Below are 26,887 nucleotides of genomic sequence, written 5' to 3' on the forward strand. Positions count from 1 at the left end.
TTCAAAAATTAGGTTCTTCACCTATTTTTGTCCTAAAGCATAAAGTATTATGTTCAAAAAATATTTAGGAGAGAAGATAATGAAAAACCAAGAGGCTTATTTAAATAAAGCAGCTATGTATGATTTACTTGGAAACTATTATAAATATTCTCACCCTGACTTACACGTTCTGTATTATAGGAAACACTTAAAATACATGAGAAAAGCGATGGAAGTAGGTAGAGCTGATAGAGAGAGAGAAAATCAACCTTCCTATATCCGCTTTTTACATGCCGTACCTGACGTCTCTAATGTTGATATTTATATCAATGCAAATAGAGTATTAAAAAATGTGGCTTTCAAAGACATAAGTGATTACTTAACACTTCCTGCTGGCAAGTATCATATTGATATTTACCCCGCTGCGAGTAGCGTCACAACTATTATTAGCAAGAAAATCACGGTAGAGCCTGGTAAAGTTTATACTTTTGCCGCTGTCGGATCTCGAAATAAACTTCAATTATTATCATATCCTCATGATCCCGTTGTACCGAATGGAGAAACAAAAATAAAGTTTATTCATCTCTCTCCTGATGCTCCTGCTGTAGATATTGCCGTAAAAAAAGGAGATGTCATTTTTCCAAATACATCTTACAAAGAAGCAACTGATTATTTAGCCCTAACACCTATGACCGTTAATTTAGAGGCACGGGTTGCAGGTAGCAGCAATATCGTGTTGAATCTTCCTAATATGAAACTCCAACCAAATAAGACCTATACGATTATTGCTCTAGGAATGGCAAGCGGTAAGCCTGAATTAGATGCTTTATTACTGGAAGGATAAAATGAATCCACTTAGAAAGATGAAAAGGCAATCGGTGCTTATAACCGATTGCCTTTGTCCTATTCCGCATTATCTGTTACAGGTACAAGAAGATCGAACGAAATTCTATCCTCTTGTAAGTTAAACTCATTTGCCCTAACTTTAAAATCACTTTTTAATTCCATCTCTTGTAATGATACGTAAATTTGTTCTTTTTTAGGCTGAATTTTCACCCATTCAGGAAAATTGTACGAGTCCCTTACTACTTTTAACACATATGTTACGGGAAGATCCAACGCTCCGACGGAAATAGATTTTTGTTTTAACAATACATCCCCATTTTCAAGTGCCTGCGGTTCAAATGTTAATTTAAAATCTAAGTTACTCGTAAATACCGGTACAGATCCATCTAATTCCACTTCATCATTTAAATGAACACTATAATCTATTGGCCCCGCCAATCCTTCTTCTTGAATATAATGTTGGATAATTCGATTTAGGTCCTTTTTATTTGTATTGATTTCAAAACCAACCTCCTCCCCTATTTTCGGTTTATCAGTAGGTAGGTTGTCATCTTCTACAGGTGCCATAATCATCACAACCAGAATAATTACGACAAACAACACGCTACCTAATAGAACAAAAAAACCCGCTTTCCATTTATTCTTCATACTATTGCCCCTCTTCTTCTATCAAAAACTCTCCTTTTGTTAACGTAGCTAATGTTTCCCCATTTGTCAGCACTTCAAACATTCTATCCGCCATTTTTTCATAGCCTTTATCATTGGGATGAAAGTAATCTTCGTATAATAATGAATTCCCGCTATCTGCAAAAATATCATCTACTGGGACAAAAACAGACCTTTCATAAGCAGAAAGAATTCTAGAACTTGCATTATTCCAAGACTTTATTATTTCGTTGACTTCCTGGATGTCCGAAAACCACGTATTGAAAGGATTGTAGAGTCCAACCAACACAATTCCTGCTTCATTATTATAGTCCCTAATAGTTTCGATAATTTCCTTCATTTTACTTTCATAATCAAGCATCTCATCTTGAAAAACAGCAACATTCAGATTAGACAAATTTTCACGAAAAACCTTCATAACATCATTTCCACCGATAGTAATCATAACGATATCAGATTGTTGTATAGACTTTTTCACTTCTTCTGCCTTTAAGCGTTTAAGGAGTTGTTCTGTACGATTACCTCGGACACCATAATTTTCAAACTCAGCATCTTTTATTCCTTTTAGAGTTTCTAATTGCTCCTCTAAATATGGAACATAGCCACCGCTTTTCGTACTATCTCCTACACCTTGCGTTAAGGAATCACCAACCGAAACCACCTTTAGTGTTTTCGGAATAAATGTAGTAACAGGCTCTGCTTTATCCTCTGTTGTTATTTCTCTCGTAACATGCTCTGCCGGTTTATCAATGGAACACCCTGACAATAGAAAAACAAAAGCGAAGAGGGAAATAATTAATTTTTTCATTCTAACCACCTCGCTTGAACATTTCCTCTATTATAGCACGCACAGACTTTTATAGAACATATGTAAATACTGCAATTTATATTTAAAAAAGATAAAGATCCGTTCTAATGGAGAAGGTTAGACATCATTTGTGAAGGATTCTTTAAAAAACTAATTTAATCGGTACCCGAACGTAAAGTAGCAAAAACTTCCTTAATAAATTGCTGGTAGTTAAATCTCATGGCGACTTTATGGATTGGCCAATCAGCCTTTTCAGGGGATTTACGAAAATCTCCTGCACTCTGACCAAAAGTACTCCCTGGACTTATGGAAATCTTAATCGGGACTTCTTCATACTCCACTTTTTGTCCGTCTGCTAAAGCCCAAAGTGCAAATAAATCATGCAACGGACCTCCTGAAATTGCAGGATACGTCGTTTTATAAAACTTATAATAATAGTCGGCCATCGGCTTGATTATTTGACCAATTTTATCATTACTTTCTTGAAAATGTTTATCAAGAATATTTATCATTTCTGGAGTTAGGATAGCAGACTGCGTGACATCAAGGGGAATAATATGGACTTTTTTGGGTGCAAGTTGAACTAGCAAATTTACAGCATAAGGATCACTATAAAAGTTCGCTTCTGCTAAAGGTGTAATGTTTCCTGGTACGTTAAATGCACCACCCATAACAAAAAATTCTTTTACCTTTTTCATTGTATCTGGATACAATATAAATGCCGTGGCTAGAGAAGATAAACGGCCAGCGGAAAAAACGGATATTTCACCTTCGTATTTATTAATTATTTCATTTACTTCATAAAAATTCTCACTGATTGTACCGTTACTATATGAATTATCCGGTACTAAAGGGCCTAAGCCTACCTCTCCATGAACTTCAGGATAATACACTGGCTTTTGTCCAGTTAAAGCAGACGTTGCCCCTCCAATAATTGGGATATCGGTGATTCCCGTTACTTGCTGAAGATATCTCACATTTCGTAATGCATTCTCTTTTGAAACATTACCGTAATCGGAAACAAAACCAACAATTTCAATTTCTTCGTGATAGTACCCGTATATTACTGCGATTGCATCATCAATACCGAAATCCGATATAAACAGCACTTTCTTTTTCGGCATTTTATCCCCCCTCTATTCTAATATATGAAACATCAGACTATAAATCCCAATACCTTGAAATATTTGCATATTTTTACTTGTTACAAAATCCGTACTTTTTCTAAAATACGCTGACTTTTAATTTAATTATGATAGGCTAGTATAAAAAAAGATAAAGGTACGGTGACAGAATGAAAAGGAATAAATTCGTATATTTTTCAGCTATTTTAAGCTTATTAGTATTGACAACGGGCTGTTCGACTGAACAAGAAAATTCACATACAACAGAGCAGGAATCATCACATAACCATCAAACGACTGCCCATGGAGATATTCGTGAAGAAACAAAATCGATAGAAACATTACCATCTTTTTTGAATGATAAAGATGAAAATATCAACCTAGTTTATTCTCAGGCAGCAGAACATGAAGAATTGTTAGAATTTATCCCATGTTATTGCGGATGTGGTGACTCCGTAGGGCATAAAAATAATTTCGATTGCTTTGTCCACAAAAAAACAGATGAAGAAATTATATGGGACGATCACGGAACAAAATGTCAGGCTTGTTTAGAAATAGCCGCTGAATCTATTATTATGTATGAGAAAGGAGAATCAATAAAAAATATTCGAAATTATATTGATAAAAATTATAGTGAAGGCTATGCAAAACCAACGCCCACTCCTATGCCTGCATAATGAAGAATAAATGCGCAAGTCTCTAGCCATTGGAGCTAGACGACAAAAAAAGATGGTGGAAGCTTAAATGCTTCTGCCATCTTTTTTTGCGTGTTCGGAAATATTTATATTTGTGAAACTAGTCGTCTTTGTTTCAACATTTCCTCTTATGTCTTCTACTCAGCGTAGTACATAAACCCTATAGCACCTATCCCCGTATGTGTACTAATAATTGGTGTTGTTACTTGAATATCTATATCACTATATCCTGTCAGTTCAATTATTCTTTTCTTTAATTTAGATGCGAGTTCATGACCGTCAGCGTGTACTAAGCCAACGCCTCGAATCGTTTTCCCTTTTACATCCTCTATAAATTGGGCTGTAAGATATTTAACAACTTGAGAATGATTTCGAGCTTTCGATACCGGTGTATACTCCCCATTTGCTAACGAAGCGATTGGTTTAATATTTAAAAGGGAACCGATAAGTGCTTTTCCCTTTCCAATCCTTCCGCCTTTTACTAGATTGTCCAATGTATCCACAACAACAAACAATTTAGTAGCCTGACGAATCTCATCTAAACGGCTGACAATGTCTTCTAGACCCTTTCCCTCTTTAGCAAACTTTGCCGCTTCTATTACTTGGAATGCCAACCCCTTAGAAATATATCTAGAATCAACAACCGTAACATCTGCTGATGACATTTCTGCTGCTGATTCAGCTGAACGTACTGTCCCACTCATACTTCCCGTCATATGTATCGATACTACTTGTGCACCGTCCTGCCCTAACTCATCGTACACCTCTAAAAACGTACCAGCAGAAGGTTGAGAACTTTTCGGTAATTGGTTAGATACCTTCATCTTTTCTAGGAAGCTCTTTGGTGAAAGATCCACTCTATCTAAAAAAGTTTCTCCATCAATTGAAATAGATAGAGGAACTACCGTAATTCCATATTCATTCAATACCTCTTCAGATAAGTCAACTGTTGAGTCTGTTACAATTTTAACATTTGTCATTAAGCCACATCCTATCTACCATTTCAATAGTATTATATCGTTTATTGGAAGCGATTTAAATAGCTAAGGTACTATTCACAAAAACAAATAGGAAAGAGATTCAATCATCTTAACGTTCAAGACTAGTTAAATTCCACTATAAAAAAAAGAGCCTATTTATGGCTCTTTCCATACATACTATGCATTACTTTTTAACTCTTTTGGAAAGTAAATTTTTTCGAACTCTTTCCATTTTAGTGTTCGTTTTAGATAATCTCTAAAACAATAATTCGTTTTGTTCTCTTTTGATTTTACTACTTGGGATAAGAAAAGTTGAAGATGAGTATTTACATTAAAATAGAGCGGACTATCTTCCTCCAATACTGGAACCTCTGAGATTTTAATCTTTCTTCCATACTTTGATTTGAACTCAATCGTTTTTGTCAACAAAGTATCAATCCTCTTTTTCACCCGTTTGTATCTATTATACCTTACCGTCCATACCAAGGATGTTATTTTATAAAAAATATTTATTTCTATCTTGATTCTTAAACACATTTAACAAACTTACTTCCAGGTGAATTTCTGCATATTCTTTAGTACTTTACCCCACTAATGTTTGCACATTTAACAGGAAAGAATTATGATGAAAACAGAAAGTATCGTAATATGAAAAACGGTTAGATAAAAGAGGTGAAAAATATTGACATATGATTTTGATTATTCAAACTGGAAAGAGGAAATTGCCAATGCGATTACACATGGGATTGGCTTTCTCCTTAGTATCCCTGCTTTAGTTATGTTGATTATTTTTGCTGTAGAAAGAGGAACGGCTTGGCATATAGTCAGTTTCACGGTTTTTGGGGTTTCTATGACCCTTCTCTACTTATTTTCAACAATGCTTCACAGCTTTAAGCCTTCAAAAGCGAAAAATATATTTGCGATTCTAGATCATTCCGCCATTTACGTGTTAATTGCAGGAACGTATACACCGCTTATGCTTGTATCCTTACGAAACACGCTTGGGTGGACATTATTCGGTATCATTTGGGGGCTAGCCATTATCGGTATTGTCTTTAAGTGCTATTTTGTTCAACGTTATCAAATTGTATCTACGCTATTTTACGTAATAATGGGCTGGCTTGTCATTATCGCTATTAAGCCTCTCTACTTAAGCCTATCTGGAGCAGGATTTGGATTGCTGCTAACAGGGGGAATTTTATATAGCATCGGAGCAATTTTTTATGTGTGGAATAAGCTTCCATACAATCATGCAATTTGGCATCTCTTTGTCCTTGCTGGTAGTGGGTTTATGTATTTTTGCGTTTTATTTTATGTGTAATAATAAAAGCGCAAGCGGCTCGGTCAGCTTGTGAAGAAAATAGGGATTCCCTCACAAGGCGTTCTTTGCCTTTTGAGGGAATTCTCTTTTTCACAGCAAGCTAGGCGCTGGAACTAGACAACACCGCTCCAATGCTTCAATATATGAATAATCCATACATCAATAAGTTATTCTATTCTTACCAGTTACACGAAGAGACTGAACAGGAAACTCGAACCTGTTCAGTCTCTTTTTTTAATTATTTTTTTCATATACTTCAAATTTATAATTATAACGGTTTTTTTCATCTTGAATACCTTGTTCAGATGACACTAAAGTGAAATCATCCCAATTTAATGAAGGGAAAAAAGTATCCCCCTCAAATTCATGATCAATTTTAGTCACATAAAGCTTATCCACAGACGGAATAAAAAGCTTAAAGACTTCCTCTCCACCTGTGATGAATGTTTCCACATTTTTATCTTCCGCATAATGAAGAATATCCTCTACGCTATGGAAAACAATGCAACCATCCGCTTTATAAGAATAATCTCTTGTTAAAATGATATTCTCGCGACCCGGCAACGGTTTTCCAATTGATTCATATGTTTTTCTTCCCATTACAATTCCATGACCCATTGTTGTATTTTTAAAAAACTTTAAATCTGCAGGCAAATGCCAAGGTAGTTTATTGTCTTTTCCGATTACACCGTTTTTATCCATTGCTACGATAAAAGAGATCACTATTATATAACACCCTTCCTATAATTGATGCCCAAGATAATAATCGTCCTGATCACTAATCTAAATATTCTACTATACAGCCACTGGGGCTTTAATAGTTGGATGAGGATCATATCCCTTGATTTCAAGGTCCTTCATTTCAAAATCAAAAATGGACTCAACCTCAGGATTAAGTTTCAGTGTTGGTAAAGATTTCGGATCCCGACTAAGCTGCGTTTTAATTTGGTCAAGATGATTTAAATAAATATGTGCATCGCCCAATGTATGCACAAACTCTCCAACCTCTAGACCACATTCATGAGCAATTAAATGTGTTAAAAGTGCATAACTTGCAATGTTAAACGGAATTCCGAGGAAAATATCTCCGCTACGCTGATATAATTGACAACTTAATTTCCCGTCTGAGACATAAAATTGAAAGAATGTATGACAAGGCGGTAAGGACATAGTTGGGACAAACTCAGGATCCCATGACGACACAATTAAACGCCTCGAATCTGGGTTAACTTTAATTTGTTCAATGACATCTTTTAATTGATCAATCGTTTCCCCTTGTGTCGTTTGCCAAGCTCTCCATTGTTTCCCATAAACCGGCCCTAGCTCTCCATACTTTTTGGCGAACTCTTCATCCGTTACTATACGTTCTTTAAACTTTACCATTTCTTCTTGAAATAACTTATTAAACTCTTCATCTTGTTGGCTACGGAGGCCAAATTCACTCATATCAGGTCCTTCATATTCATCACTTTCGACCCAATTTTTAAACGCCCATTCATTCCATATATTATTATTGTGCTGTAATAAATAGCGAATATTTGTATCTCCTTTAATAAACCATAACAACTCACTCGCTATTAAGCGAAACGGAACACGCTTCGTCGTTAATAAAGGAAAACCTTTATTTAAATCAAATCTCATTTGATAGCCAAATGTAGACTTTGTTCCCGTTCCTGTTCTATCACTTTTTTCAAAACCATTTTCTAGCACATGACGACACAGGTTTAAATAAGCGAATTCTGGATGATTCAAACTAAACACTCCTTATATATTAACTTTTTGCATGATAAGTAAAATGTCTGTTTTTCTCAACATACCATTTAGAAAATTTAGTATAAAATCCTAAATAATTTTATCATTTCTTAAAAGATACCATTGTCGTCAGAAGGATTAAAGCTTTTTTTACCAACTAGTGTTTTACATCGATTTGACTTCTTCAAAATAGTTGTACGTTGCAGGTGCTTTTTCCTTCAAAAGTTTTTTTGTTTTCAAATTAAGAAAATACATCGCAAAGGTTTCAGCAAAATATTCTTCTTTATATTGAATAAAATAGTCTTCACCAGGAAAAAGTAACGGTGCCTCTTGCTTCCATATTGGTAAAAAAGACATCTCATAATAGATATCATTCCATACATATCGATCGACACTGTGTGCCAGTTCATGCAGCTCCAAATTAACGGATCCGTGTCCCATTCCTTTTTCACTATGGCCAATCTTAACAAGCACTAGCTTAGACCCACCGATTCCAGGTACGTCATCCCACGTTATACTTGTATTAGTGTATCCTCTAGGGGTGACTCCTTTTAGATGGCTAGTAGAAGAAAAATCAGTTAAATTTTCAGTGAATAGTCTTACTTTTATTTCTTGACTATTAATTTTATCTAGCAACCTATTTGAAAGATGATCAAGACGGTAAATTATTGCTCTCGCTTCATCTTCATCGAAGGGTGTCTCAGGAAGAATAATAATCTCTTCCAGCTGTCCAGATGACTTAAGGTTCACATCATGTCGTAGTGGAGATTTTTTTAGTGGAATTCCATTATAACTGGCCTCTGTCTGTTGCCAGATGAAGAAAGTGATAGTAGTAGCAATTAAAACGAAGAGAATGCGACGGCTATTCATGCTAATTGTACCTCCCCACTCTAGTAGTACAATTTATATTAATAATTGTTAGTTTTGTATAAGAATCAATATACAGTAATCTATAAAAATACAAAAGTATCTAACTATTATTCTAACATAATTTACATGGCCGTCTTTTTCGTAATTTTTACCAATAAGAAAAATAAAATAGACGTGGTTTTAACAGCCCCATCAAACATTTTTTAGAAAGAAGTAGAGTGCTCTTTGTTTATCCACTACCTTTTTTCCGCAAAAAAAAACTGCAGCTGCAGTTTTTTTAATTAGACCCTTGTTCTTTTTGATGTTTTTCTTTGCGTATAAAGTGGACGAAAAACGTAATAAGGAACGATACTAAAATGATAATGAAAAATGTACTATGTGCCAGGTGAATATTAAACACACTTAACAGCATTTTAATGGAAATGAACGCAATTATTATATAGGCAGTAGTTTCTAATTCGGGAATACGGTCAATCAACTTAATAAATAAACCGGCAATTCCGCGCATCATTAAAACACCTAACATGCCTCCTAAAAGCAGAATCCATACTTTCTCGCTTATACCAAGTGCAGCAAGAACACTGTCAACAGAAAAAGCGACGTCCATTAATTCAACTGCTACCACTGTTCCCCAGAACGTTCCGAATAACTTAATGAAGATGCTCTCGTTATTTAACCCTTCTGATTCGTCTTCTTCCTTTCCTTTACGCTTATCGATAAAATATTTAATAGCAAGCCATGCCAAGTAAATAGCACCTAGTACTTTTACCCACCAAAGCTTAATTAAATACACTCCAATCCCTATAGCAATAAAACGGAACAGGTAAGCCCCAAATAAACCGTAAAACAATGCTTTTTTTCTTTGTCTTTCAGGCAAATGTCGAACCATTACCGCTAGCACTAAAGCGTTATCCGCGGATAATAAACCTTCTAAAACAACTAATGTTCCGATTAATCCCCAACTTACAGGATCTATTAGAACCTTTCCCCACATTTGCCAATCAAAAAACTGAGAATAGGTTTCCATAATTCCCTGTAATATTCCCTGCATGATGTTTACCCCCTAAAGTAACATAAGTGTATACAAGTCACCTAATCTTTTTTGCAGACATAAAAAAACAAGTACGCTTTAAATACGCACTTGCACATTTATTACATTTATTATTTTCACCATAGTTTTAAATGAAAATACAAGATTTATTCTATGATACAGACATCCATTGCGGCGGTGTATTCTTATCCCAATAAATTGTTCCTAATTCCCTATGGGATTGAAAGGAATCGTGATACGTATGATAATGAAAATTAAAATAGTACCCGTCTAATGGTGGATGGTCCCTTCTGACATGAAAACGAATGACATCTTTCCCCGAACGATTATCGTAAATGTGAAATATTTTTTCTGTTTTAGCATAGTTTGGGACTTCCGAAATAGTTAGCGCAGATAAATCTTCCTCTGGAAACTGCTGAGCTGTTTCGGTAATGGCCTTTTCTATATTAGGCAATATAATTGTTTTAAACTCATCTTGAATAACAGGCTTGATTTTGTCCCCAAATTTCACATAAGCGTTTTCCTCTGCTTTTTCTACCATTGATTCAATAAAAGAATCAAGACTTATAGACTTTTCCTCGACTACCTTGTCTTCCGTCTGCTGAACAGAAGATTCTTTCGAGTTTTGTTTATTTAAACTAGCAGTATTTTCGTTAAAAAACGCATGGGAGGGTGTAACAAGGCCAAAGGTGAGTATTGAGACTACTACAACTAACGATTTTCTAAGCCACTTTGACATACGTAACGTCCTTTCCTATGTAGTACATCTATTATTATACTATTTTTTACGAAAGAAAAGAGTAAAAGGATTCAAATTTTCTATAGGATATTAAAATATTTCTGTGGTAGTATAATAATGAAGATATTTTGTAAGGAGGCATATTCTGATGGGTGTAGATGTAATGATTGGTATTGGATTCATACTGCTTTTAGGATATTTTGTGACATTAGCAATAACAGACTAATAAAAACAAATAGAAAACAGCTAGACAGACCGAAAAGCACAAGTGGCTTATACCCCTCGAGGGGGTTGTCTGCTTGAGCTAGACAGGCTTAATCTTGCCTGTCTATTTTTATTATTCCATAGTGAAATTTGGATGACCGTCTCTTCATTACATCAAAACCGAAGCGTTCAAATAATGGCGTACGAAAATGTTCTTTCAAAACGACTCTTTCCTTAGCCACTCTTTTGGCGTGAAAAATGACCTCTTCCGTTATTGGTGTATATTCCGCCCATTTTCTTAACGGTTGAATTCCATCCGAGCTGTTAATTGCCTCCTCAAACATTGGATCAAGATATACACAATCAAAACTATCCGAAGCGATCGAAGCAAGAAAAGTTTTAAAGTTTGTATTCACTACTTCTATCCTTTTCATAGCTGCATTCATTTCCATTACTGGCGAATTCCATGTAGTTAAGCCTTCCTTTACCAAATATGCCACGTACTCATTTGCTTCTAATCCAATAACCTTCCCAGATCCACCAACAGCATGACTTGCCACAATACTATCGGAAGCCATTCCTAACGTACAATCGAGGATACTCATCCCTTTTTCAAGATTTGCAGCTTCTAGAAAAGGATCTGATTCCCCACCAATAATTCGCTTTATACGAAAAGAAGCAGAATTGGGATGAAAGAAAAAAGGAGAACGCTCGTTTTTGGCGTGTAGTTCCAGCCGTTCATGACCAACAACAATACAGTCTTGGTGATGTAAATTAGTCAAATAGGAAATGGATTTTTTCTTCCGATTAACATAGTCACACTTTAAAAATTTTGCTACTTCCTTTGCGCGACTTATCATCTCTTCATTGGTTCTTCCAGCTGTTGTCACGAACATGATTGTCTCCTTTATTATAAGTGATACTTTTACTTCTCTTATTTTATGAAGGCTCTTTTCTCATAGATTGTTGTTTTTACTTATAAATTCAGCCCGTTGATTAAACTTAGTTTTTCGTTAAAAAGCAACAAACTTTATGAAAAAGCGAGCATTCTACATGCTCGCTATCCAAAGGCTCATTTTGCTGGTTGTTTAACCGCCTTCACTTCGTATAATCCACCTGCTGATTCGACTATGTAATCTGGCTTTGTTTTTCCCAGATTCGCTTTATGTCCTGCGATATGTGCTTCGCTTTTTTCCCACTTTTTCCAATACTCTTCCGACTCCCAACGGATTAAAACAATAACCTCTTCATTACCGCGTCGGACTTTTTTCACCATCACACTTAAATCTGTAAATCCTTCTTGCTTTTCTATTAATCCTTCTTTACTAAATTTACTTACAACTTGCTCTGCATTTCCTTCGGTTACAATCGTCTTTTTCATTTGTACGAACATATCCTCAACTCCAGTAAATAATATTACTACTAGTATAAATGAAATTGATTATCAATTGCAATAAATATTACTTATGTATGGTCTTATAGTAAAAGGTTCACTGATAATTACGATTGCATATAGTGTTAGTAAAAAGGAGGATTCTTGATGGGATGGTTTCTTGTTCTTATTTTTGGAATTCTAGTATTTTCTGCTCTAATCGACTGGAAACGCAAGAAAAACAATAATAACCCTCATATACCAACCGATCCGAACGCTAAACCAGGGGATAGTTCCAACTATACAATGGGAGATAATAGAGACACTGGAGGAGGTGGCGATGGTCTATAGTATCTAGTTTTGCCTTTTTATCTTATTTTAATTTTAAAATAGTCAAGCATCCCAAAAAGGCAAAAAACGCCTTCCCGAGATGCTTGACTCATGTTATGCCTTAAGATGTGCAAGACAATTTCAACTTTTATTCTTAGCAATGTTCATTAAATGCTGTTGTCAAGTTTTCAATAATGTCACTGATTTCATGGTCCTCAATACTCTCTCTTGGAATAAAATGTACTACTTTATTCCCTTGTAAGAGCGCCATTGAAGGAGAAGAAGGTTCATAGCCTTCAAAGTATTCTCTCATTTTAGCCGTTGCCTCTTTGTCTTGACCTGCAAAAACAGTAACTAAGTGATCTGGTGCTTTCTCCGCATTTAATGCTGCTTGTGTTGCTGCTGGGCGTGCAAGTCCTGCCGCACAACCACAGACAGAATTAACAACGACTAGTGTTGTTCCTTCTGCATTTTCCATATAGTTAACTACATCTTCTTCTGTTCCTAATTCCGTAAAACCTGCTTGAACTAGCTCCTGCCTCATCGGTGTAACTAATTGTCTCATGTATTCCTCATATGCCATTGACACGAGTCATCATCCTCCTTATTTTTGTCTAGCTTCGGTCATTTGTTTCCAAACAGAACCTTTTGCTTGTTCTCCACCTTCAATTCTTTCAATTGCCATTTTAATTTGAAGCTTTACTTCAAATTCTGCGTCGTCCTCTGCCTCCTTCAATGCAGGTAAACTAGATTTATCCCCAACTTCATAAAGGAACATCGCAGCACGCCAGCGAACGAGCTTACTTTTATCCTTTAAAGCTTCAGCCATAGAAGGAGCAGCTTCTTTAAATCCAAGGTCTGACAGACAATCACCAGCTGTACGTCTTACTGTTACAATTTTATCTTTCAACCCTTTATATAGTAAAGGTAGAACAGCTTTATCTTCAATCATTCCTAGATAAACGACCGCTAGCCGGCGAATCGATGGCTTTTCATCTTGAAGAGCCTTTTCCAAAACAGGCAGATCTTCAAGTGTAGGATCGTCCATTGAATCTAAATGCTTATATCTCGTTTGCCAATCCGGAGCATCCAACATTTCTACTGTAACTTTTTTCTTTTCTTTACGCTGAACAGGCACTTCTTCCACTAGTGATTGAGCTTGCTTTACAAGTCCATCCAATCTTTCCTGAGGGTATGCTGCAACAAGCTCTTCTACAACTTCTTTTCCGATTGTCTCTAATTCCCCATACCGGACACCATGGTCTTTCCATTTGCGTAAAAGAACATAATTATCCCCCTCTTGTTGCGCCTTTCCAAGTGCTTCTACATAATTATCGGGTAACGCAAACCTCTCTTCCCGCTCTCCATCTGTTAGCTTTACCTGAGTTGGAATTCCTTTAAACATTTGAACAGCGACGTTTACTTCTCCAAAATGTTCATCAATTTTTTCCTCGGCATTTTCAATTTCAGCACTTTCTCCAAATGCTCTTCTCACTTGCGGAAGCAGCTCTTGCCAGTCAAATTTGGCATTTCGTTCAACAGCTAAAAAGTCCGCAACATGATAAACACCTTTAATTCCTTCAATAGTTAGAATCTCTTTAATAACAGAAGGAGCACCTTCCGCTTGATCCTTTTTATAATTATTACTTTTTCCCGCTTTCAATTCCTCATCAAGCAATACTTTCATCGTATTCGGACTTGGAGTCGGTTCAATCGATAAAATCCTCAAAATAACAACCTCCTTAACACTCAAACACTTTACCACATTAACGCAATCGGGGACGGACCTTTAAAAAGTAAGGAACGTACCTCTTTTTACCTATCTTAACATATAGTGACTTTAGCTGATAACCGATGTGCTTATTCTGCCAATTCGGAGAGATATGTCCATCTTTCAATTAATGTTTCCAACTGTTCATTTAAGTCCTGACTTTCTTCCATCAGTTTTTGCGCTTTTTCGAAGTCGCTGCCTACTATAGCGAGCTCTCCTTCTATTTCTTCAATCCGGTTTTCAACGGAAGCAATTTTATCTTCAATCCCTTCCCATTCCCTTTTCTCCATATACGACATTCGCTTCTTTTTCGTCTCTTTCTTTACAGGTTTTGCCTCTGCTGATTTCGGTTTAACCTTTGTGGCTGCTGCACGAGCTTGTTCTTGCTGTTGTAGGTACTCCGTATATTCCCCATAGTATGTATCAATTTCCGCATTACCATTGAAAACGAGAAGCTGTGATGCAGTTTTATCTAAAAAGTATCGATCATGCGAAACAGTGACGACAACACCGGAAAAGTCAGAAATATAATCTTCTAAAACAGTAAGTGTCTCAGTATCTAAATCATTTGTAGGCTCATCTAGTAGTAAAACATTCGGTTTTTCCATTAGTAATTTCAAAAGAAACAGACGCCGCTTCTCTCCACCAGATAATTTACGAATGATGGTTCCATGAGCATGCATAGGGAATAAAAATCTTTCCAGCATGTTCGCAACAGAAATTTGCTCTCCCTTTTCTGTTGTTACGTATTCACCAGCCTCTCGTAAATACTCTATCATTCGCTGATTCTCATCCATTTCCTCATGCCCTTGTGTATAATAAGCAATCTTTACCGTCTGACCTTTTATTATTTCTCCTTCATCAAGGTCTTCTTTTCCTGCAAGAATATTTAGAAACGTAGACTTCCCGCTTCCATTAATTCCGACAATGCCTATTCTATCTTTTGGCTTCAGCAGAAAATTAAAATGATCTAAAATCTTTTTGTCTTCAAATGATTTTGTTGCTTCCACCAATTCAAATACCTGTTTTCCTAGTCTGCTACCACCTAAAGACATCTCCACCCCTTGACTACTAGGACCGTTCGACAGATTATCTTCCAAGTTTTCAAATCGTTGAATTCTTGCTTTTTGTTTTGTTGATCTTGCTTTCGCTCCCCTTCGCATCCAAGCTAATTCTCGTGCGTAAAGGTTCCGCTGTTTTTCTGCCATTTGCCGCTCATTTTCTTCACGGTTTGCTTTTGCCTCGATAAAATCTGCATAATTTCCTTTGTATGCATACAGATTTCCACCATCTAATTCAAAAATTCGATTCGTTACTTCATCAAGAAAATAACGATCATGTGTCACGATTAAAACAGATCCATTATATTTACCAAGATAATCTTCGAGCCATTTTATCGATTGAAAATCTAAATGGTTTGTTGGTTCATCTAAAATGAGTAAGTCCGGTGTTTCAATCAACACTTGAGCTAACGCCACTCTTTTTTTCTGACCACCAGACAACTCCTCCATTTTTTTCGAGTATTCTTTCAATCCAAGTTTTGACAGAATCGATTTTGCATTGGCGTTTGCATCCCACGCTTGATGAATGTCCATTTGTTTTTGGGCTTCAAATAGTTTCTCTTGCGCCGTGCTACTTGTTGGATTTTTCTCCAATTCTAGCAATGCAGCCTCATAGTTTCTCATAACTGTTATAACCGGTGCAACACTTTTAAAAACCTGTTGAAGAACAGTTAAATTACCGTTGACTTCAGGTTCTTGTGGCAAATATGCGATTCGATAATCATTCGGCATTTGTATGTCGCCGCTATCATAATCCTCTATACCTGCGATTAATTTAAGTAGACTTGATTTTCCTGTTCCATTAACACCTATCAACCCAACCCGTTCTTTTTCCCCAATCGAAAAAGTGATATTTTGAAATAATGTTTTTTCTCCATATGATTTTGAAATTTGCTCTGCTGAAAGTATTCTCATCCTTGACCATTCCATTCTTTAAAAAATTGCTGGAGGAAACCCTCCATAAATGCATGTCTTTCTTCTGCGAGTTTTCTACCTGTTTCGGTACACATTAAATTTTTTAGTTTTAATAGTTTTTCATAAAAATGATGAATGGTGGAAGTTTCCCCATTTCTATATTCTTCAATTGTCATATTTTCACGAACCCTTAATTCTGGATTAAAGAGCGGATTCCCTTTGCTTCCACCGTAGGCGAATGTTCGGGCAATACCTATTGCGCCAATCGCATCCAACCGATCTGCATCCCTCACGACTTTTGCTTCTATCTCTGTTATAGCAGTTTCATTGCCCCCTTTGAAGGACACACTCGCAATAACCGCCTGAATCTTCTCTCTTTCTTTATCCGTCAAATCCAATAAAAGCAAGATATTTTCTAGCTTTTTCTGTCCACTTTCTCTATTATCATTCAATTTTTCATCTGACACATCATGAAGCAATGCAGCTAATTCTATACTATGTAAATCGGTTAACCCTTCCTGTTTTGCAATATATAAGCTTAACCTTCTCACTCTTTCAAGATGATGCCAATCATGACCACTCGCATCATCGGAAAATTTGGGCTTCAAATAATCTGTAACTTTTTCTACATTAGACAATGGCATGTTTTCATCATCTCCTTCTATTATTGTAACAAAAAAGAGGACAAGACACTCTTTTCACCGTAACTAATCATTAGCAAACCCTTTTTCCAGCAAAGAAAGATACCTACGAAATTTCTCGTAGGTATCTTTCTTTGCTATCTAGTTAACTATCCGAATCAAACCAGCTTATCCCAATAGTATTTTCTCCTGCATGAACCCCTATAACCGCACCTAATGGGTAAGCATTAAAAGCTATCCCTTTATATCTCAATTTTAATTGCTGAATCCATTCATTGGCTTCCTTTTTATTTAATCCATGTAAAACTGAAACATGCTGAACTGTTTTAGAAGCTACTGCACCATCCAAATACTCCAGCATTTTCAAGAATCCTTTGTTCGTATTCCGCACCTTTTCCTTCACATTTAATTGACCGTCATTAATCGAAAGAATCGGTTTTATATTTAAGACACTTCCGATAAAAAAAGAAAGACCGTTCATTCTTCCACTTCTATGCAGCTGTTCTAAACTTCCAACCATCACATATGCCTCTGAAGTAGCAATTCTTTTTTCTACTAACCTTTTTACCTCATCAGGTTTTTTCCCCTGCTTCACTAACTGATTACCATATCGAATCAGTTCTGTTAATGGATAGGAAATAATTTTAGAATCTACTACTGTTACCTGTGGAAAATTCGCTTTTAATAATTGTGCCGCTTGAAACGCAGAGGAAAATGTACCACTGAAATGCGAAGACACATGTATAGAAAAAATATGATCAAATTCTTCCGAAAGCTTCGTATATAGCGATTGAAACGTACCGATAGCAGGCTGTGATGTTTTAACATCTACTTTCTTATCTCTTAGTTTTTCAAACAACGCTTCTGGCGACAAATCTTCTCCATCTTTATATTCCACACCATCTATTAAAATAGTCATAGGTATAATATAGAGATGGGCAATTTCTACTTTTACCGTTTCATCCACAAATGCCGTGCTATCTGTAACCCAAGCTACCTTCATACCTCATCCCCCTTGGTTTGTCCAAATATGCCGCTTCTGCTTCTCTTTTTTATTATGTATATGCACAGTAAATGGATTACTTGCTCTGCTTATGACTTTTTAATGGTCCTTAATGAATCTATCGTAAATGAAACAATATCAAGTAAATCATCTACCATAGTTTCTGTAATTAATCGTTGAAACGTAAGGATGCCTAAAACAGATACTCCCGTAACGGAAGAATGAATCGATTTCCATTCCCATTGCTTATCACTTCCCCATAAGGACATTAAATCCTCTTTATTTTCCAAAAGTTCTTCAGCCCCTGTATAACGGATTTCAAGTTCCGCTCCTGCTTCAATTCTATTTGTACCCTTTTGCCTTTCTGCTAAAAAATTCTTCATATCTGCACTTAATTCTATAACTGCTGTAAAACTCTCTTCTCCCGAGACTGTAAATTCTATTTCATAAAAACGTTCATAGCTTGCAAAATTAAATAAATCTCTCCGACCTGTAATAGAAATTTCGCCTGTTAGGTCAAGATCATAGACAGCTCCTTCTAATACAACTTTTAAATTATCAAATGCAGTTGGATCAAACATTTCTAAATCCCTCTCTCTACGAAAGAAGGAACTGATCACAATACTCAGTTCCTTTTCTTCCTAATATTTTCACTTCTCCAATGGAATAAAATACTCCTTCTGCTTTTAGTTAGCTAGTACCATCTTCCATTTCTACTAGTTCCTCATACTCCCCCTCTTAACTACGATTTTTCCGAATAATATACTTCCTCAAAAGGCTGAACGACAACAAAGCCTTCCCCTTCAAATTTCATTTGTACACTCTCGCCGCTTCCCCTGCCGATAAATGTTTTTAAAGATACATCTGTAACAAACTCTGGTTGTAAATCTCCTGACCAAGCGACCGTTGCATTTGGGTCTGTGTAAACTGGCATACCGTTTTTCACAAGAAGCGTCAATGGCTCATAATGGGACGTAATTGCTACCATCCCGCTTCCTTCAATTTTGACATTAAACAAACCGCCAGACATAATCCCTGCTATTTTTCTCATTAACTTAATATCCCATTGCAAAGATGGTTCGAAAGCTAATAAGTCATTTCCATTTACATAGATAGAGTCATTCTCCAAATTTAAAATAGAAATCTTCTTTCCTTGATCAGCCAAATAAAGCTTACCATTTCCTCTAGCTTTCATTAGCGAGCTTCCTTCACCTGTAAATGCTTTTTTAAACATCTTTCCTAAACCGTGTTCTAACACGCCTTCTCTTTCAAACTTAATATTTCCTCGATAAGAAACCATGCTTCCCATTTTTGCCCATATTTCTTTTTCTAGATTGATCTCAAGCATTCTTGGTGTTTCTAATTCAAACAGGCCTTGTCCTTTATCTTCTTGCTGTGTTTCTTTAATAAATTCACTAATAGAGTATTTTTCTTCCATCATAAATACCTCCGTTTCTATTACTTTTTCTTAAAACAAAATAACGTCATAAACGTTAACGATTGCTTTAATTCATTAGAAAGATTTTCGGTTAGCGCTTGTTTAACACCATTTTTGTAAACCCAAGTCTCATCTACTTTATCTAATCCCATCTCTCTTGCTAGCTGCTCCAACTCCCACGGCATCATGGTATTGCAAATTATCTTTTCCCCGAGAAGCCTTGGATAAGAATTAGACCTCGGATGTGCGGTTGGCCCGAGTAATCCAATACAAATACATCCATCATTCCGTACAATTCTGGTTAATTCTTGAAGTGTATAATACGGAGTCTCTGTCCATTCAATCGAATTAATTGCAAAACAAGAGTCAAAACTATTATCCTCGAACGGAAGATTAGCCAAGTCACCTTGAACGAATCTGAGACCGGGTTGTTCTTGTTTCTTTGCCAATTCTACCATTTTCTCCGATAAATCCATTCCCGTCACATCATATCCACTTTTATGTAATAAATAAGAACCGAAGCCGTCTCCGCATCCTAAATCAGCTACAGAGCTTCCACTTTCTACATTTTTCTTAAAAAAAGGAAGGATATCTTTGCGGCTTCCATTCATCCACATGTCTACACTTCGGCTATGCCAATTCGATGCATTCTCGTCCCAACGCTCTTTCGCATTAGAATGCCAATTAATATTTTCCACAGTATTCACCTATCCCTTTGATTTAAAATCATTCTACTCTTATATGTTCGAAAAATAAGAAAAAAATCCTTCTTTTTACAATAAAACAAAATTGGCAATACTGATAATGTGAAACTTCAATCAGAGGGGGCTTCCCCACTGATTGTTAATTGAACAAATCAGGCATTTACACGCAGTTTTCCCCCGCCCTACGCTTCTCTGATTTTCTCAAGCCTTGAAATGGGGTATTACTGCCCGTTAATGCGGGATAAGTAAAAAATAAAATTCAAGATTACAATTTAAACAATTGTAGCTGCTTAATGAAAGGGTGTCGTTACTATGGAAGAAATCATAAAGGTTCAACGTAATTATGATGGTGAAATTATTAATTTTCAAACAAATTCTGGGAGAATCATTTCTTATCGAAAAGCTTTGCTTGAAGCGGAGGAAGGCATTATTCAGGGTGTATCGATAGTGGAAAACAACGTTGGCGAATCAGAGTTGACTAGCAATATAATGGAAGATCCAACTTTTTCGAGTTATCCACCTATATTCTAAGTAAAATTTTCACGTCACTTCCCAGAAATTTTTAAACTTTACTAATTAGCCATTCAAACTAGAAAAAAATAGAACCATGCAATGAAAGGCATGGTTCTAATCATTCCGTCCTTGTACGTTTCGTAAGTCGTTCAGACGGGACTCTTCCTCTTCGAAATACTGTACCAAATCGACAATTCTATCAATAGCATCCCAGCTTAAATGGTGCTCGATTCCTTCGACATCCTCATAAATATGTTCTTCTTTTACGCCTATCGTACGTAAAAATTGTTCTAATAATTTATGTCTGTCAACTAATCTTTTTCCAATCTTTTTTCCTTTTGGAGTAAGAATAAGCCCACGATATTTTTCGTAGACGAGATAATCGTCTTTATCTAATTTTTGTACCATTTTCGTTACAGAGGAGGGATGAACGGAAAGAGACTCTGCAATATCTGACACTCTCGCATACCCTTTATTTTCTATCAATAAATATATTTGTTCAATATAATCTTCCATACTTGGTGTAGGCATTCTGTACCCTCCAACTCCCTGTCAATAATCATTAAAATTCTACTATAAGTACAGAATGAATACAACCTCTACTCAATTGCTTTTTGCTTAAACCACTTAGATACTAATCCATAATGAGGGGAGAATATCCATACGAGTAGAAAAACCACACCTGCTGCTGTCGCCATGCTTCCAGAGATAGAAACATCCACCCACTTTGCAAAATAGTACCCTACTGTCGCATCGAAGATACCAATAACACCACTCATTACGAGCATAACTGGAAAACGATCTGTTAGTAGATATGCTGTTGCACCTGGAGCAATCAACAGTGCGACAACAAGAATTGCTCCAACACTATCAAAAGCAGATACGGTTGTAACAGATACTAGCCCCATTAAAATATAGTGAATAAGTAAAACTGGAATGCCGATTGCAGCTGCCATACTTGGGTCAAAGGAAGTTAGTTTAAATTCTTTAAATAGTAAAAAGATAACCATTATATCAATAAAAAGAATCACCCCCAACATTACAATTGATTTCGGAATTGCACCGATAAAAGGTATATCAACTGTATCCCAAGGAGTGAAAGCAATCTCCCCCATTAATACATGTTCCACATCAAGATGCACATCACTTGCAAATAGCGAAATCAACATAACACCTAGTGCAAACAGCGAAGTAAAAACAACACCGATCGCTGCATCCTCTTGAATACCTCCTGAATTTAGCAGTTGCACAATAAAAGTTGTTACAATCCCTGCTACCGCTGCACCTATTAGCATATATATACCGTTCATGCTTTGGCTTATAAGAAAGGCAACAACAATTCCAAGGAGAACAGTGTGACTTATCGCATCCGCTAACATCGACATTTTCCTAAGAATCAGAAAACATCCGATCATCCCACACGAGAGACCTACTAAACTACCTATTATCAGTATCCAAAGTTCATAGCTCATAGCCTTGACCACCTCTTCCTGATAAATGGATGTTTAAGAAAGGATATTGTTTATGGATTTGTGTCATTTTGCTATGAAGTTCTTTGTATTGTTCTTTCGATAAATCATAGAGCTGTTGTTTTTCCATTTCCGAAACATCCAGGAAAGGAAGTTCAGCAGGATACATTTCTTTCAACTCAAGAAGACCATCCACCAATATATACTCTTCTGCTTTTCTCCTTCCGATTGGTGTTAGGGAAATTGCCTCGCCCCGTATTAGGATAAATTCCTCTTTTATAAGTTTATCCACTACTCTTTTCCTTCTTATTGGTGCTATGGAACAAATTTCCGATAGTACTGCTTTCGATATCCAAGTTTGCTTCGATTCATAAAGGCTTTTCACCAAGATCTTCTGTGCTAATCGATCATCATTTTTAAACCGTCTAAACCATATAGAAACCAATCCTCTCTTGGGTGAAAATAGCATAGAGAATAGGAAAATTACTGTCGCAGTCAATACGATGAATGGTCCGGTAGATAACCCCTTGCCAAGGGTACTCCCTAACGTCCCTACCGTTCCAGAAATCCCTCCAATCAGTCCAGAAAGAACCACCATTACTTTTAGAGAATTCGTCCAAAACCTTGCCGCTATTGCAGGTGTGATAAGCAGTGCCGCCATTAGAATAACACCAACCGCTTGAATTCCTACTACAACGGTTATGACTAGCAATGATGCAAAAGTAAAGTTTAAAAACCCAAGTGGTATCCCAATCCCCTTCGCAAACTGAGGATCAAATGTACTTACTTTTAATTCTTTAAATAATAGTACGGTAATGATTATTAAAGACGTCGCCATGATTCCCATCAACTGGACATCCCTCCCAACAAGTGATGCTGCCTGACCGAAAATAAAATCATCTAATCCACTTTTGTTTCCCGTCGACATTTGCGCTACCTTCGTTAATAAAACAATACCTAAACCAAAGAAAACGGAAAGAACTAAACAAATAGCGGTATCTTCTTTTATTCGTGTTGTACTTGTAATAAATTGAATCGTATACGCTGCTAGGAGACCTGTTGCAGCTGCACCGATAAGTAATACTAGAAAATTTTTCTCTCCCATAAACATGAAAGCAAAACAAATTCCCGGCAATGCAGCGTGTGCAACAGCATCTCCGATTAAGCTTTGTTTTCTTAACAGCGCAAAGCTTCCAAGGACTCCACTGGCAATTCCAAGTAGCAGCGTGCTTACTAGTACCCATTGCGTATTTCCATCATTTATTATTGAATGCCATATATGATTCAACCTTCTCACTCCTCTAAGGATGGACCACCATCTGATCTTTTTCTAAAAAAGCTAATTTTCCTCCATATGTTAATTGCAAATTATCGATTGTAAACACTTTCTCTGTCGGACCACATTGAATCATTCTTCTATTGAGAAGAATAGTCCAATCAAAATACTCTTTCACTGTTTGTAAATCGTGATGCACAACGAGAACTGTTTTTCCTTGTTCTTTTAATTCATTTAAAAGAGCAATGATTGCTTTTTCTGTTGCAGCGTCGACACCAGCAAACGGTTCATCCATAAAATATACTTCTGCATCTTGTGCTAATGCGCGAGCAAGAAAAATCCGCTGCTGCTGACCTCCCGAGAGTTGACTTATTTGTCGATTTGCAAAAGGTTCCATCCCAACTTTCTTTAAACATTCATTTGCTAATCGGATATCCTTTTTAGAAGGACGTTTAAACCATCCAATATGACCGTATCTTCCCATTAACACGACATCAAGTGAATTAGTTGGGAAATCCCAATCGACAGATCCCCGCTGTGGAACATACCCAACCTTTTTCGACTTTGGTGAGTACGGTTTATTAAATATCGTTATCTCACCTGCTGAACGTGGAATTAATCCTAATATCGCTTTTATTAATGTCGACTTTCCCGCTCCATTCGGCCCGATAATTCCAATTAATTTTCCTTTTGGTACGGAAAAATCAATATTATTTAAGACAGGTTTCTTATGGTACGCTACCGTCAAACCTCTCACTTCCACTGCATTCATGTTTCTCCCTCCACATCTTTTTCTCCCATAGTTAAATTCCGTGTTTATTTAAGTGCCTCCACAATCGTGTCTACATTATGTTTATACATTCCAATATAGGTGCCTTCTTCGGTCCCTTCTTCCCCCATTGCATCCGAGTATAATTCCCCACCGATTTCTACTTGATGATTTTTATCTTTTGCCCCTTCAATAACTGCGTTAATTGATTTCTCTGATATGCTTGATTCAACAAATACTGCTTTAATGTTTCGATCAACTAGCGTATCTACTAAATTTTGTACGTCTCTGAGGCCATATTCTGAATCGGTACTCAAACCTTGCAACCCCATCACTTCTAGGTGGTACTTTGCTCCAAAATAGTTAAACGCATCATGTGCTGTCACCAATACTTTTTGTCTCTCTGGAATTTTAGCCATTTCCGCTTCAGCATACTCTTTTAACTCATCTAACTTTGTAAAATATTGTTCCGCATTTTTTTCATACGCCTCTTTATTATTTGGATCAATTTCTATCAGACCTTCCGTCACTTGAACTAATGCTGTTTTCCATAAATCAATATCAAACCACACATGAGGATCCATCGCTGTTTCATCAGCTGCATCTTTTCGTAATTGCTGTTTTGGAATACTGTCAGCTATTGCATATGTTGGCTTTTCAGCATCCATTTTTTCAAAGATCTCAAGCATTTTTCCTTCTAGATGGAGACCATTGTAAAAAATAATATCCGCAGCTTGCAGCTTACCAATATCCGATTGTTTTGCTTTGTATAGATGCGGGTCTATACCAGGTCCCATTAAACTTTGTACTTCAACATGTTCCCCACCTATATTCTCTACAGCATCAGCAATTTGGGAGATTGTCGTTGTTACCACCACTTTTTCATTATTGCTTTCTGTTGTTTTCTCCGTGTTACATCCAGCAATTATTACAGACCCCATAATAAGTAAAGCAATTAACAAATTGCCCAGCGATTTCTTCCTCACTCTCTTCCTCTCCCCACATTTTAAAATTTTGTTTATTTTCACTCCTAACGTATTCGATAAAAGTTACATTAGTGCATATATTTTTATATAATGCATTAATTTTTATCATAACCATAAAAGTTTACCATGTGCAAATTTTATTCTCCCACACAAGTAGTTGTCAAGATTATAATGAGAAAATTTAGAGAAAAATCACTCAAATTCGATTATCCTTTCTTGACTCTAAAACATGCATATTGTATAGTTAAGACATCATTAAACGTATATATATTTGCTATTAATGCGTACAATATATATTGTTGGTGATAATATTTTCCATAGCACTCGTTGCTTGAAAGATTTAGGAGGATTTAGAATATGCAAAATGGTAAAGTAAAATGGTTTAACAATGAAAAAGGTTTTGGATTTATCGAAGTTGAAGGTGGAGATGATGTATTCGTACATTTCACTGCAATCGAAGGTGAAGGCTTCAAATCTTTAGAAGAAGGTCAAGAAGTTTCTTTTGAAATCGTTGAAGGAAACCGCGGACCTCAAGCTGCTAACGTAGTTAAATTATAATAAAAGTTACAAACCATATAAAAAAAGCTGACGAATTAATTCGTCAGCTTTTTTCTGTATCATAGCGAACAAAGTTATTTAAGCTGCTCACCAAATTGTTTCAATTGTTCCCCCACTGTACATTTTTCAATACAAAAGCGATGTGCCTTTCTTTTCCCATGCTCTTTGCGAAAATGTGCTTTTAAAAGACACTCATTACAATATGTGTCCAATAATTCATTTACTTTAACGACTATACCTTTTCGATCTATTTCATTACTTTTATTCATTCTACAAACCACCTAACAACTTTCTTTAATCTATTCGATTATGACTGTGAATCATCGTATTTTGAAGTGCTTGACTCGCTAATTTATCTGCTTCTTTATTTTCATTTCGATTCAATACTTCTAATTTTGTCTTTATCCCAAGCTTTTTAATTTGATTTTCAATTCGATCAAGCCAACGATTAAGCTCTTCTTCATAACACGGCCATTCCCCTTCTAATTGTTTCAAGACCACTTGAGAATCTCCCTTTATTACACATGGTGTTTGCTTAACACCTATTTCTTCAAGTAATAAAAGTGCATTAAAGAGCGCTGCATATTCTGCTTCATTATTATTTTCGAGTTCCTCTAGGCGTTCATTTTTTCTAATTCTAAATGATTCCCCGCCTTTATCATAGTATATGACCATTCCTAAGCCTGATAACGATGAATGTAGATCAAATCCTCCATCAAAATAAACCGTTATATTTTCTGGTTCCTTTTCAAGCTCTTGATTAAGACGAAGGTATTCCTTCCTTGTCCAAGTATTTCCCATTTCGTCTTCAATCAGTAAATCAATGACACGTCCTGTCTTTTCTAAATCATCAACATGAATTATTGTCTCTTTTCGCGGAAACCAGTCCGACTCAAACCATATTTCCGTTGAGGTTTTACTTTTGTATCGAAAGCGTATTTTCATTTGCATTACAAACCATCCTTCCAACATTCGTTAATTGTTCTTTTCTTCTATCCTATGTATAATGGTTTCTGTTCAATATATATCGTGCATATCCAAATGAA

At 36.2% G+C, this 26,887-nt stretch carries 33 protein-coding genes; 6 read left to right on the forward strand and 27 right to left on the reverse strand.

Annotated elements, in window-relative coordinates; all coding sequences use genetic code 11:
• Positions 1 to 79: 79 nt before the first annotated feature.
• Complete coding sequence (locus ACFSUL_RS07390; protein WP_377934085.1) at positions 80 to 823, forward strand: DUF4397 domain-containing protein; 744 nt, start codon at positions 80 to 82, stop codon at positions 821 to 823.
• Positions 824 to 882: 59 nt separating this feature from the next.
• On the opposite strand, the gene ACFSUL_RS07395 is transcribed toward ACFSUL_RS07390, so the two are convergent.
• The 3 genes from ACFSUL_RS07395 to ACFSUL_RS07405 all read right to left on the reverse strand — a co-directional run bounded on the left by ACFSUL_RS07395 (position 883) and on the right by ACFSUL_RS07405 (position 3,423).
• Positions 883 to 1,473: a YpmS family protein gene (locus ACFSUL_RS07395; RefSeq protein WP_377934087.1), complete on the reverse strand. Its 591-nt coding sequence runs from the start codon at positions 1,471 to 1,473 to the stop codon at positions 883 to 885.
• Between the two features lies 1 nt (position 1,474).
• Positions 1,475 to 2,299 carry an SGNH/GDSL hydrolase family protein gene (locus ACFSUL_RS07400; RefSeq protein WP_377934089.1) on the reverse strand — a complete coding sequence of 275 codons (825 nt, stop codon included), beginning with the start codon at positions 2,297 to 2,299 and terminating at the stop codon, positions 1,475 to 1,477.
• 155 nt (positions 2,300 to 2,454) lie between these two features.
• The gene (locus tag ACFSUL_RS07405; RefSeq protein WP_377934091.1) at positions 2,455 to 3,423 is read right to left on the reverse strand and encodes a nucleoside hydrolase; all 969 of its coding nucleotides are present in this window, start codon (positions 3,421 to 3,423) and stop codon (positions 2,455 to 2,457) included.
• A gap of 170 nt (positions 3,424 to 3,593) precedes the next feature.
• Between ACFSUL_RS07405 and ACFSUL_RS07410 the strand changes: the two genes are divergently transcribed.
• Positions 3,594 to 4,100, forward strand: coding sequence for a PCYCGC motif-containing (lipo)protein (locus ACFSUL_RS07410; protein WP_377934093.1), 507 nt, complete (start codon positions 3,594 to 3,596; stop codon positions 4,098 to 4,100).
• Positions 4,101 to 4,255: 155 nt separating this feature from the next.
• Here the strand turns inward: ACFSUL_RS07410 and ACFSUL_RS07415 are convergent, their stop codons facing one another.
• Positions 4,256 to 5,098, reverse strand: a complete 843-nt coding sequence (locus ACFSUL_RS07415) for a DegV family protein (RefSeq protein WP_377934094.1) — start codon at positions 5,096 to 5,098, stop codon at positions 4,256 to 4,258.
• Positions 5,099 to 5,275: 177 nt separating this feature from the next.
• Complete coding sequence (locus ACFSUL_RS07420) at positions 5,276 to 5,527, reverse strand: DUF2535 family protein (protein WP_377934095.1); 252 nt, start codon at positions 5,525 to 5,527, stop codon at positions 5,276 to 5,278.
• A gap of 253 nt (positions 5,528 to 5,780) precedes the next feature.
• Between ACFSUL_RS07420 and trhA the strand changes: the two genes are divergently transcribed.
• Positions 5,781 to 6,419: a PAQR family membrane homeostasis protein TrhA gene (trhA, locus tag ACFSUL_RS07425; RefSeq protein WP_377934096.1), complete on the forward strand. Its 639-nt coding sequence runs from the start codon at positions 5,781 to 5,783 to the stop codon at positions 6,417 to 6,419.
• A 234-nt stretch (positions 6,420 to 6,653) separates the two neighbouring features.
• Here trhA and ACFSUL_RS07430 read toward each other — a convergent pair whose 3' ends face one another.
• The 7 genes from ACFSUL_RS07430 to ACFSUL_RS07460 all read right to left on the reverse strand — a co-directional run bounded on the left by ACFSUL_RS07430 (position 6,654) and on the right by ACFSUL_RS07460 (position 12,428).
• Positions 6,654 to 7,145 carry a dihydrofolate reductase gene (locus tag ACFSUL_RS07430; RefSeq protein ID WP_377934218.1) on the reverse strand — a complete coding sequence of 164 codons (492 nt, stop codon included), beginning with the start codon at positions 7,143 to 7,145 and terminating at the stop codon, positions 6,654 to 6,656.
• Positions 7,146 to 7,214: 69 nt separating this feature from the next.
• Positions 7,215 to 8,171, reverse strand: coding sequence for a thymidylate synthase (locus ACFSUL_RS07435; protein WP_377934097.1), 957 nt, complete (start codon positions 8,169 to 8,171; stop codon positions 7,215 to 7,217).
• A 165-nt stretch (positions 8,172 to 8,336) separates the two neighbouring features.
• Positions 8,337 to 9,041 carry an anthrax toxin lethal factor-related metalloendopeptidase gene (locus ACFSUL_RS07440; protein ID WP_377934099.1) on the reverse strand — a complete coding sequence of 235 codons (705 nt, stop codon included), beginning with the start codon at positions 9,039 to 9,041 and terminating at the stop codon, positions 8,337 to 8,339.
• Positions 9,042 to 9,318: 277 nt separating this feature from the next.
• On the reverse strand, positions 9,319 to 10,092 hold the full coding sequence (locus ACFSUL_RS07445) for a TerC family protein (protein ID WP_377934101.1): 774 nt from the start codon (positions 10,090 to 10,092) through the stop codon (positions 9,319 to 9,321).
• Positions 10,093 to 10,243: 151 nt separating this feature from the next.
• Positions 10,244 to 10,831: a YpjP family protein gene (locus ACFSUL_RS07450; RefSeq protein ID WP_377934103.1), complete on the reverse strand. Its 588-nt coding sequence runs from the start codon at positions 10,829 to 10,831 to the stop codon at positions 10,244 to 10,246.
• Positions 10,832 to 11,145: 314 nt separating this feature from the next.
• Entirely contained in the window at positions 11,146 to 11,931 is a 786-nt protein-coding gene (locus tag ACFSUL_RS07455) for a class I SAM-dependent methyltransferase (RefSeq protein WP_377934105.1), read from the reverse strand.
• Positions 11,932 to 12,107: 176 nt separating this feature from the next.
• Complete coding sequence (locus ACFSUL_RS07460; protein ID WP_377934107.1) at positions 12,108 to 12,428, reverse strand: antibiotic biosynthesis monooxygenase; 321 nt, start codon at positions 12,426 to 12,428, stop codon at positions 12,108 to 12,110.
• A 147-nt stretch (positions 12,429 to 12,575) separates the two neighbouring features.
• Between ACFSUL_RS07460 and ACFSUL_RS07465 the strand changes: the two genes are divergently transcribed.
• Entirely contained in the window at positions 12,576 to 12,758 is a 183-nt protein-coding gene (locus ACFSUL_RS07465; protein ID WP_377934109.1) for a hypothetical protein, read from the forward strand.
• 133 nt (positions 12,759 to 12,891) lie between these two features.
• Here ACFSUL_RS07465 and ACFSUL_RS07470 read toward each other — a convergent pair whose 3' ends face one another.
• From ACFSUL_RS07470 to ACFSUL_RS07505, 8 genes are all read right to left on the reverse strand, one after another.
• Positions 12,892 to 13,326 carry a BrxA/BrxB family bacilliredoxin gene (locus ACFSUL_RS07470; RefSeq protein WP_071411581.1) on the reverse strand — a complete coding sequence of 145 codons (435 nt, stop codon included), beginning with the start codon at positions 13,324 to 13,326 and terminating at the stop codon, positions 12,892 to 12,894.
• A 15-nt stretch (positions 13,327 to 13,341) separates the two neighbouring features.
• Positions 13,342 to 14,466, reverse strand: coding sequence for a conserved virulence factor C family protein (locus tag ACFSUL_RS07475; protein ID WP_377934112.1), 1,125 nt, complete (start codon positions 14,464 to 14,466; stop codon positions 13,342 to 13,344).
• 131 nt (positions 14,467 to 14,597) lie between these two features.
• Positions 14,598 to 16,484 (reverse strand): ABC-F family ATP-binding cassette domain-containing protein, encoded by a 1,887-nt coding sequence (locus ACFSUL_RS07480; protein WP_377934114.1) that lies wholly within the window; start codon positions 16,482 to 16,484, stop codon positions 14,598 to 14,600.
• On the reverse strand, positions 16,481 to 17,128 hold the full coding sequence (locus tag ACFSUL_RS07485; protein WP_377934116.1) for an HD domain-containing protein: 648 nt from the start codon (positions 17,126 to 17,128) through the stop codon (positions 16,481 to 16,483). The genes ACFSUL_RS07480 and ACFSUL_RS07485 overlap by 4 nt, the downstream gene beginning before the upstream one ends.
• Positions 17,129 to 17,270: 142 nt before the next feature.
• The gene (locus ACFSUL_RS07490; protein WP_377934118.1) at positions 17,271 to 18,128 is read right to left on the reverse strand and encodes a DegV family protein; all 858 of its coding nucleotides are present in this window, start codon (positions 18,126 to 18,128) and stop codon (positions 17,271 to 17,273) included.
• Between the two features lie 89 nt (positions 18,129 to 18,217).
• Positions 18,218 to 18,709, reverse strand: a complete 492-nt coding sequence (locus ACFSUL_RS07495; protein WP_377934120.1) for a hypothetical protein — start codon at positions 18,707 to 18,709, stop codon at positions 18,218 to 18,220.
• Positions 18,710 to 18,870: 161 nt separating this feature from the next.
• On the reverse strand, positions 18,871 to 19,566 hold the full coding sequence (locus ACFSUL_RS07500) for an AIM24 family protein (RefSeq protein WP_377934220.1): 696 nt from the start codon (positions 19,564 to 19,566) through the stop codon (positions 18,871 to 18,873).
• A gap of 20 nt (positions 19,567 to 19,586) precedes the next feature.
• Complete coding sequence (locus ACFSUL_RS07505; RefSeq protein WP_377934122.1) at positions 19,587 to 20,264, reverse strand: class I SAM-dependent methyltransferase; 678 nt, start codon at positions 20,262 to 20,264, stop codon at positions 19,587 to 19,589.
• A gap of 318 nt (positions 20,265 to 20,582) precedes the next feature.
• On the opposite strand from ACFSUL_RS07505, the gene ACFSUL_RS07510 reads away from it, so the two are divergent.
• Positions 20,583 to 20,801, forward strand: coding sequence for a DUF3892 domain-containing protein (locus ACFSUL_RS07510; protein ID WP_377934126.1), 219 nt, complete (start codon positions 20,583 to 20,585; stop codon positions 20,799 to 20,801).
• Positions 20,802 to 20,897: 96 nt separating this feature from the next.
• Here ACFSUL_RS07510 and mntR read toward each other — a convergent pair whose 3' ends face one another.
• The 5 genes from mntR to ACFSUL_RS07535 form a co-directional block, all read right to left on the reverse strand.
• Complete coding sequence (gene mntR, locus ACFSUL_RS07515) at positions 20,898 to 21,314, reverse strand: transcriptional regulator MntR (RefSeq protein WP_377934127.1); 417 nt, start codon at positions 21,312 to 21,314, stop codon at positions 20,898 to 20,900.
• A gap of 68 nt (positions 21,315 to 21,382) precedes the next feature.
• Complete coding sequence (locus tag ACFSUL_RS07520; RefSeq protein WP_377934128.1) at positions 21,383 to 22,255, reverse strand: metal ABC transporter permease; 873 nt, start codon at positions 22,253 to 22,255, stop codon at positions 21,383 to 21,385.
• The gene (locus ACFSUL_RS07525; RefSeq protein WP_377934130.1) at positions 22,245 to 23,540 is read right to left on the reverse strand and encodes a metal ABC transporter permease; all 1,296 of its coding nucleotides are present in this window, start codon (positions 23,538 to 23,540) and stop codon (positions 22,245 to 22,247) included. Before ACFSUL_RS07525 ends, ACFSUL_RS07520 begins: the two co-directional genes overlap by 11 nt.
• Before the next feature lie 13 nt (positions 23,541 to 23,553).
• Positions 23,554 to 24,300, reverse strand: a complete 747-nt coding sequence (locus tag ACFSUL_RS07530) for a metal ABC transporter ATP-binding protein (protein ID WP_377934132.1) — start codon at positions 24,298 to 24,300, stop codon at positions 23,554 to 23,556.
• Between the two features lie 44 nt (positions 24,301 to 24,344).
• Positions 24,345 to 25,238: a metal ABC transporter solute-binding protein, Zn/Mn family gene (locus tag ACFSUL_RS07535; protein ID WP_377934222.1), complete on the reverse strand. Its 894-nt coding sequence runs from the start codon at positions 25,236 to 25,238 to the stop codon at positions 24,345 to 24,347.
• 402 nt (positions 25,239 to 25,640) lie between these two features.
• Here ACFSUL_RS07535 and cspD point away from each other — a divergent pair, with 402 nt between their 5' ends.
• The gene (cspD, locus tag ACFSUL_RS07540; protein ID WP_071411568.1) at positions 25,641 to 25,841 is read left to right on the forward strand and encodes a cold-shock protein CspD; all 201 of its coding nucleotides are present in this window, start codon (positions 25,641 to 25,643) and stop codon (positions 25,839 to 25,841) included.
• A gap of 74 nt (positions 25,842 to 25,915) precedes the next feature.
• On the opposite strand, the gene ACFSUL_RS07545 is transcribed toward cspD, so the two are convergent.
• Positions 25,916 to 26,092: a zinc-finger domain-containing protein gene (locus tag ACFSUL_RS07545; protein WP_377934224.1), complete on the reverse strand. Its 177-nt coding sequence runs from the start codon at positions 26,090 to 26,092 to the stop codon at positions 25,916 to 25,918.
• A 43-nt stretch (positions 26,093 to 26,135) separates the two neighbouring features.
• The gene (locus ACFSUL_RS07550) at positions 26,136 to 26,792 is read right to left on the reverse strand and encodes a reverse transcriptase-like protein (protein ID WP_377934135.1); all 657 of its coding nucleotides are present in this window, start codon (positions 26,790 to 26,792) and stop codon (positions 26,136 to 26,138) included.
• Between the last annotated feature and the right edge of the window lie 95 nt (positions 26,793 to 26,887).

Source organism: Bacillus seohaeanensis (genome assembly GCF_042684945.1).
Classification (GTDB): Bacteria; Bacillota; Bacilli; order Bacillales; family Bacillaceae_B; genus Rossellomorea; species Rossellomorea seohaeanensis.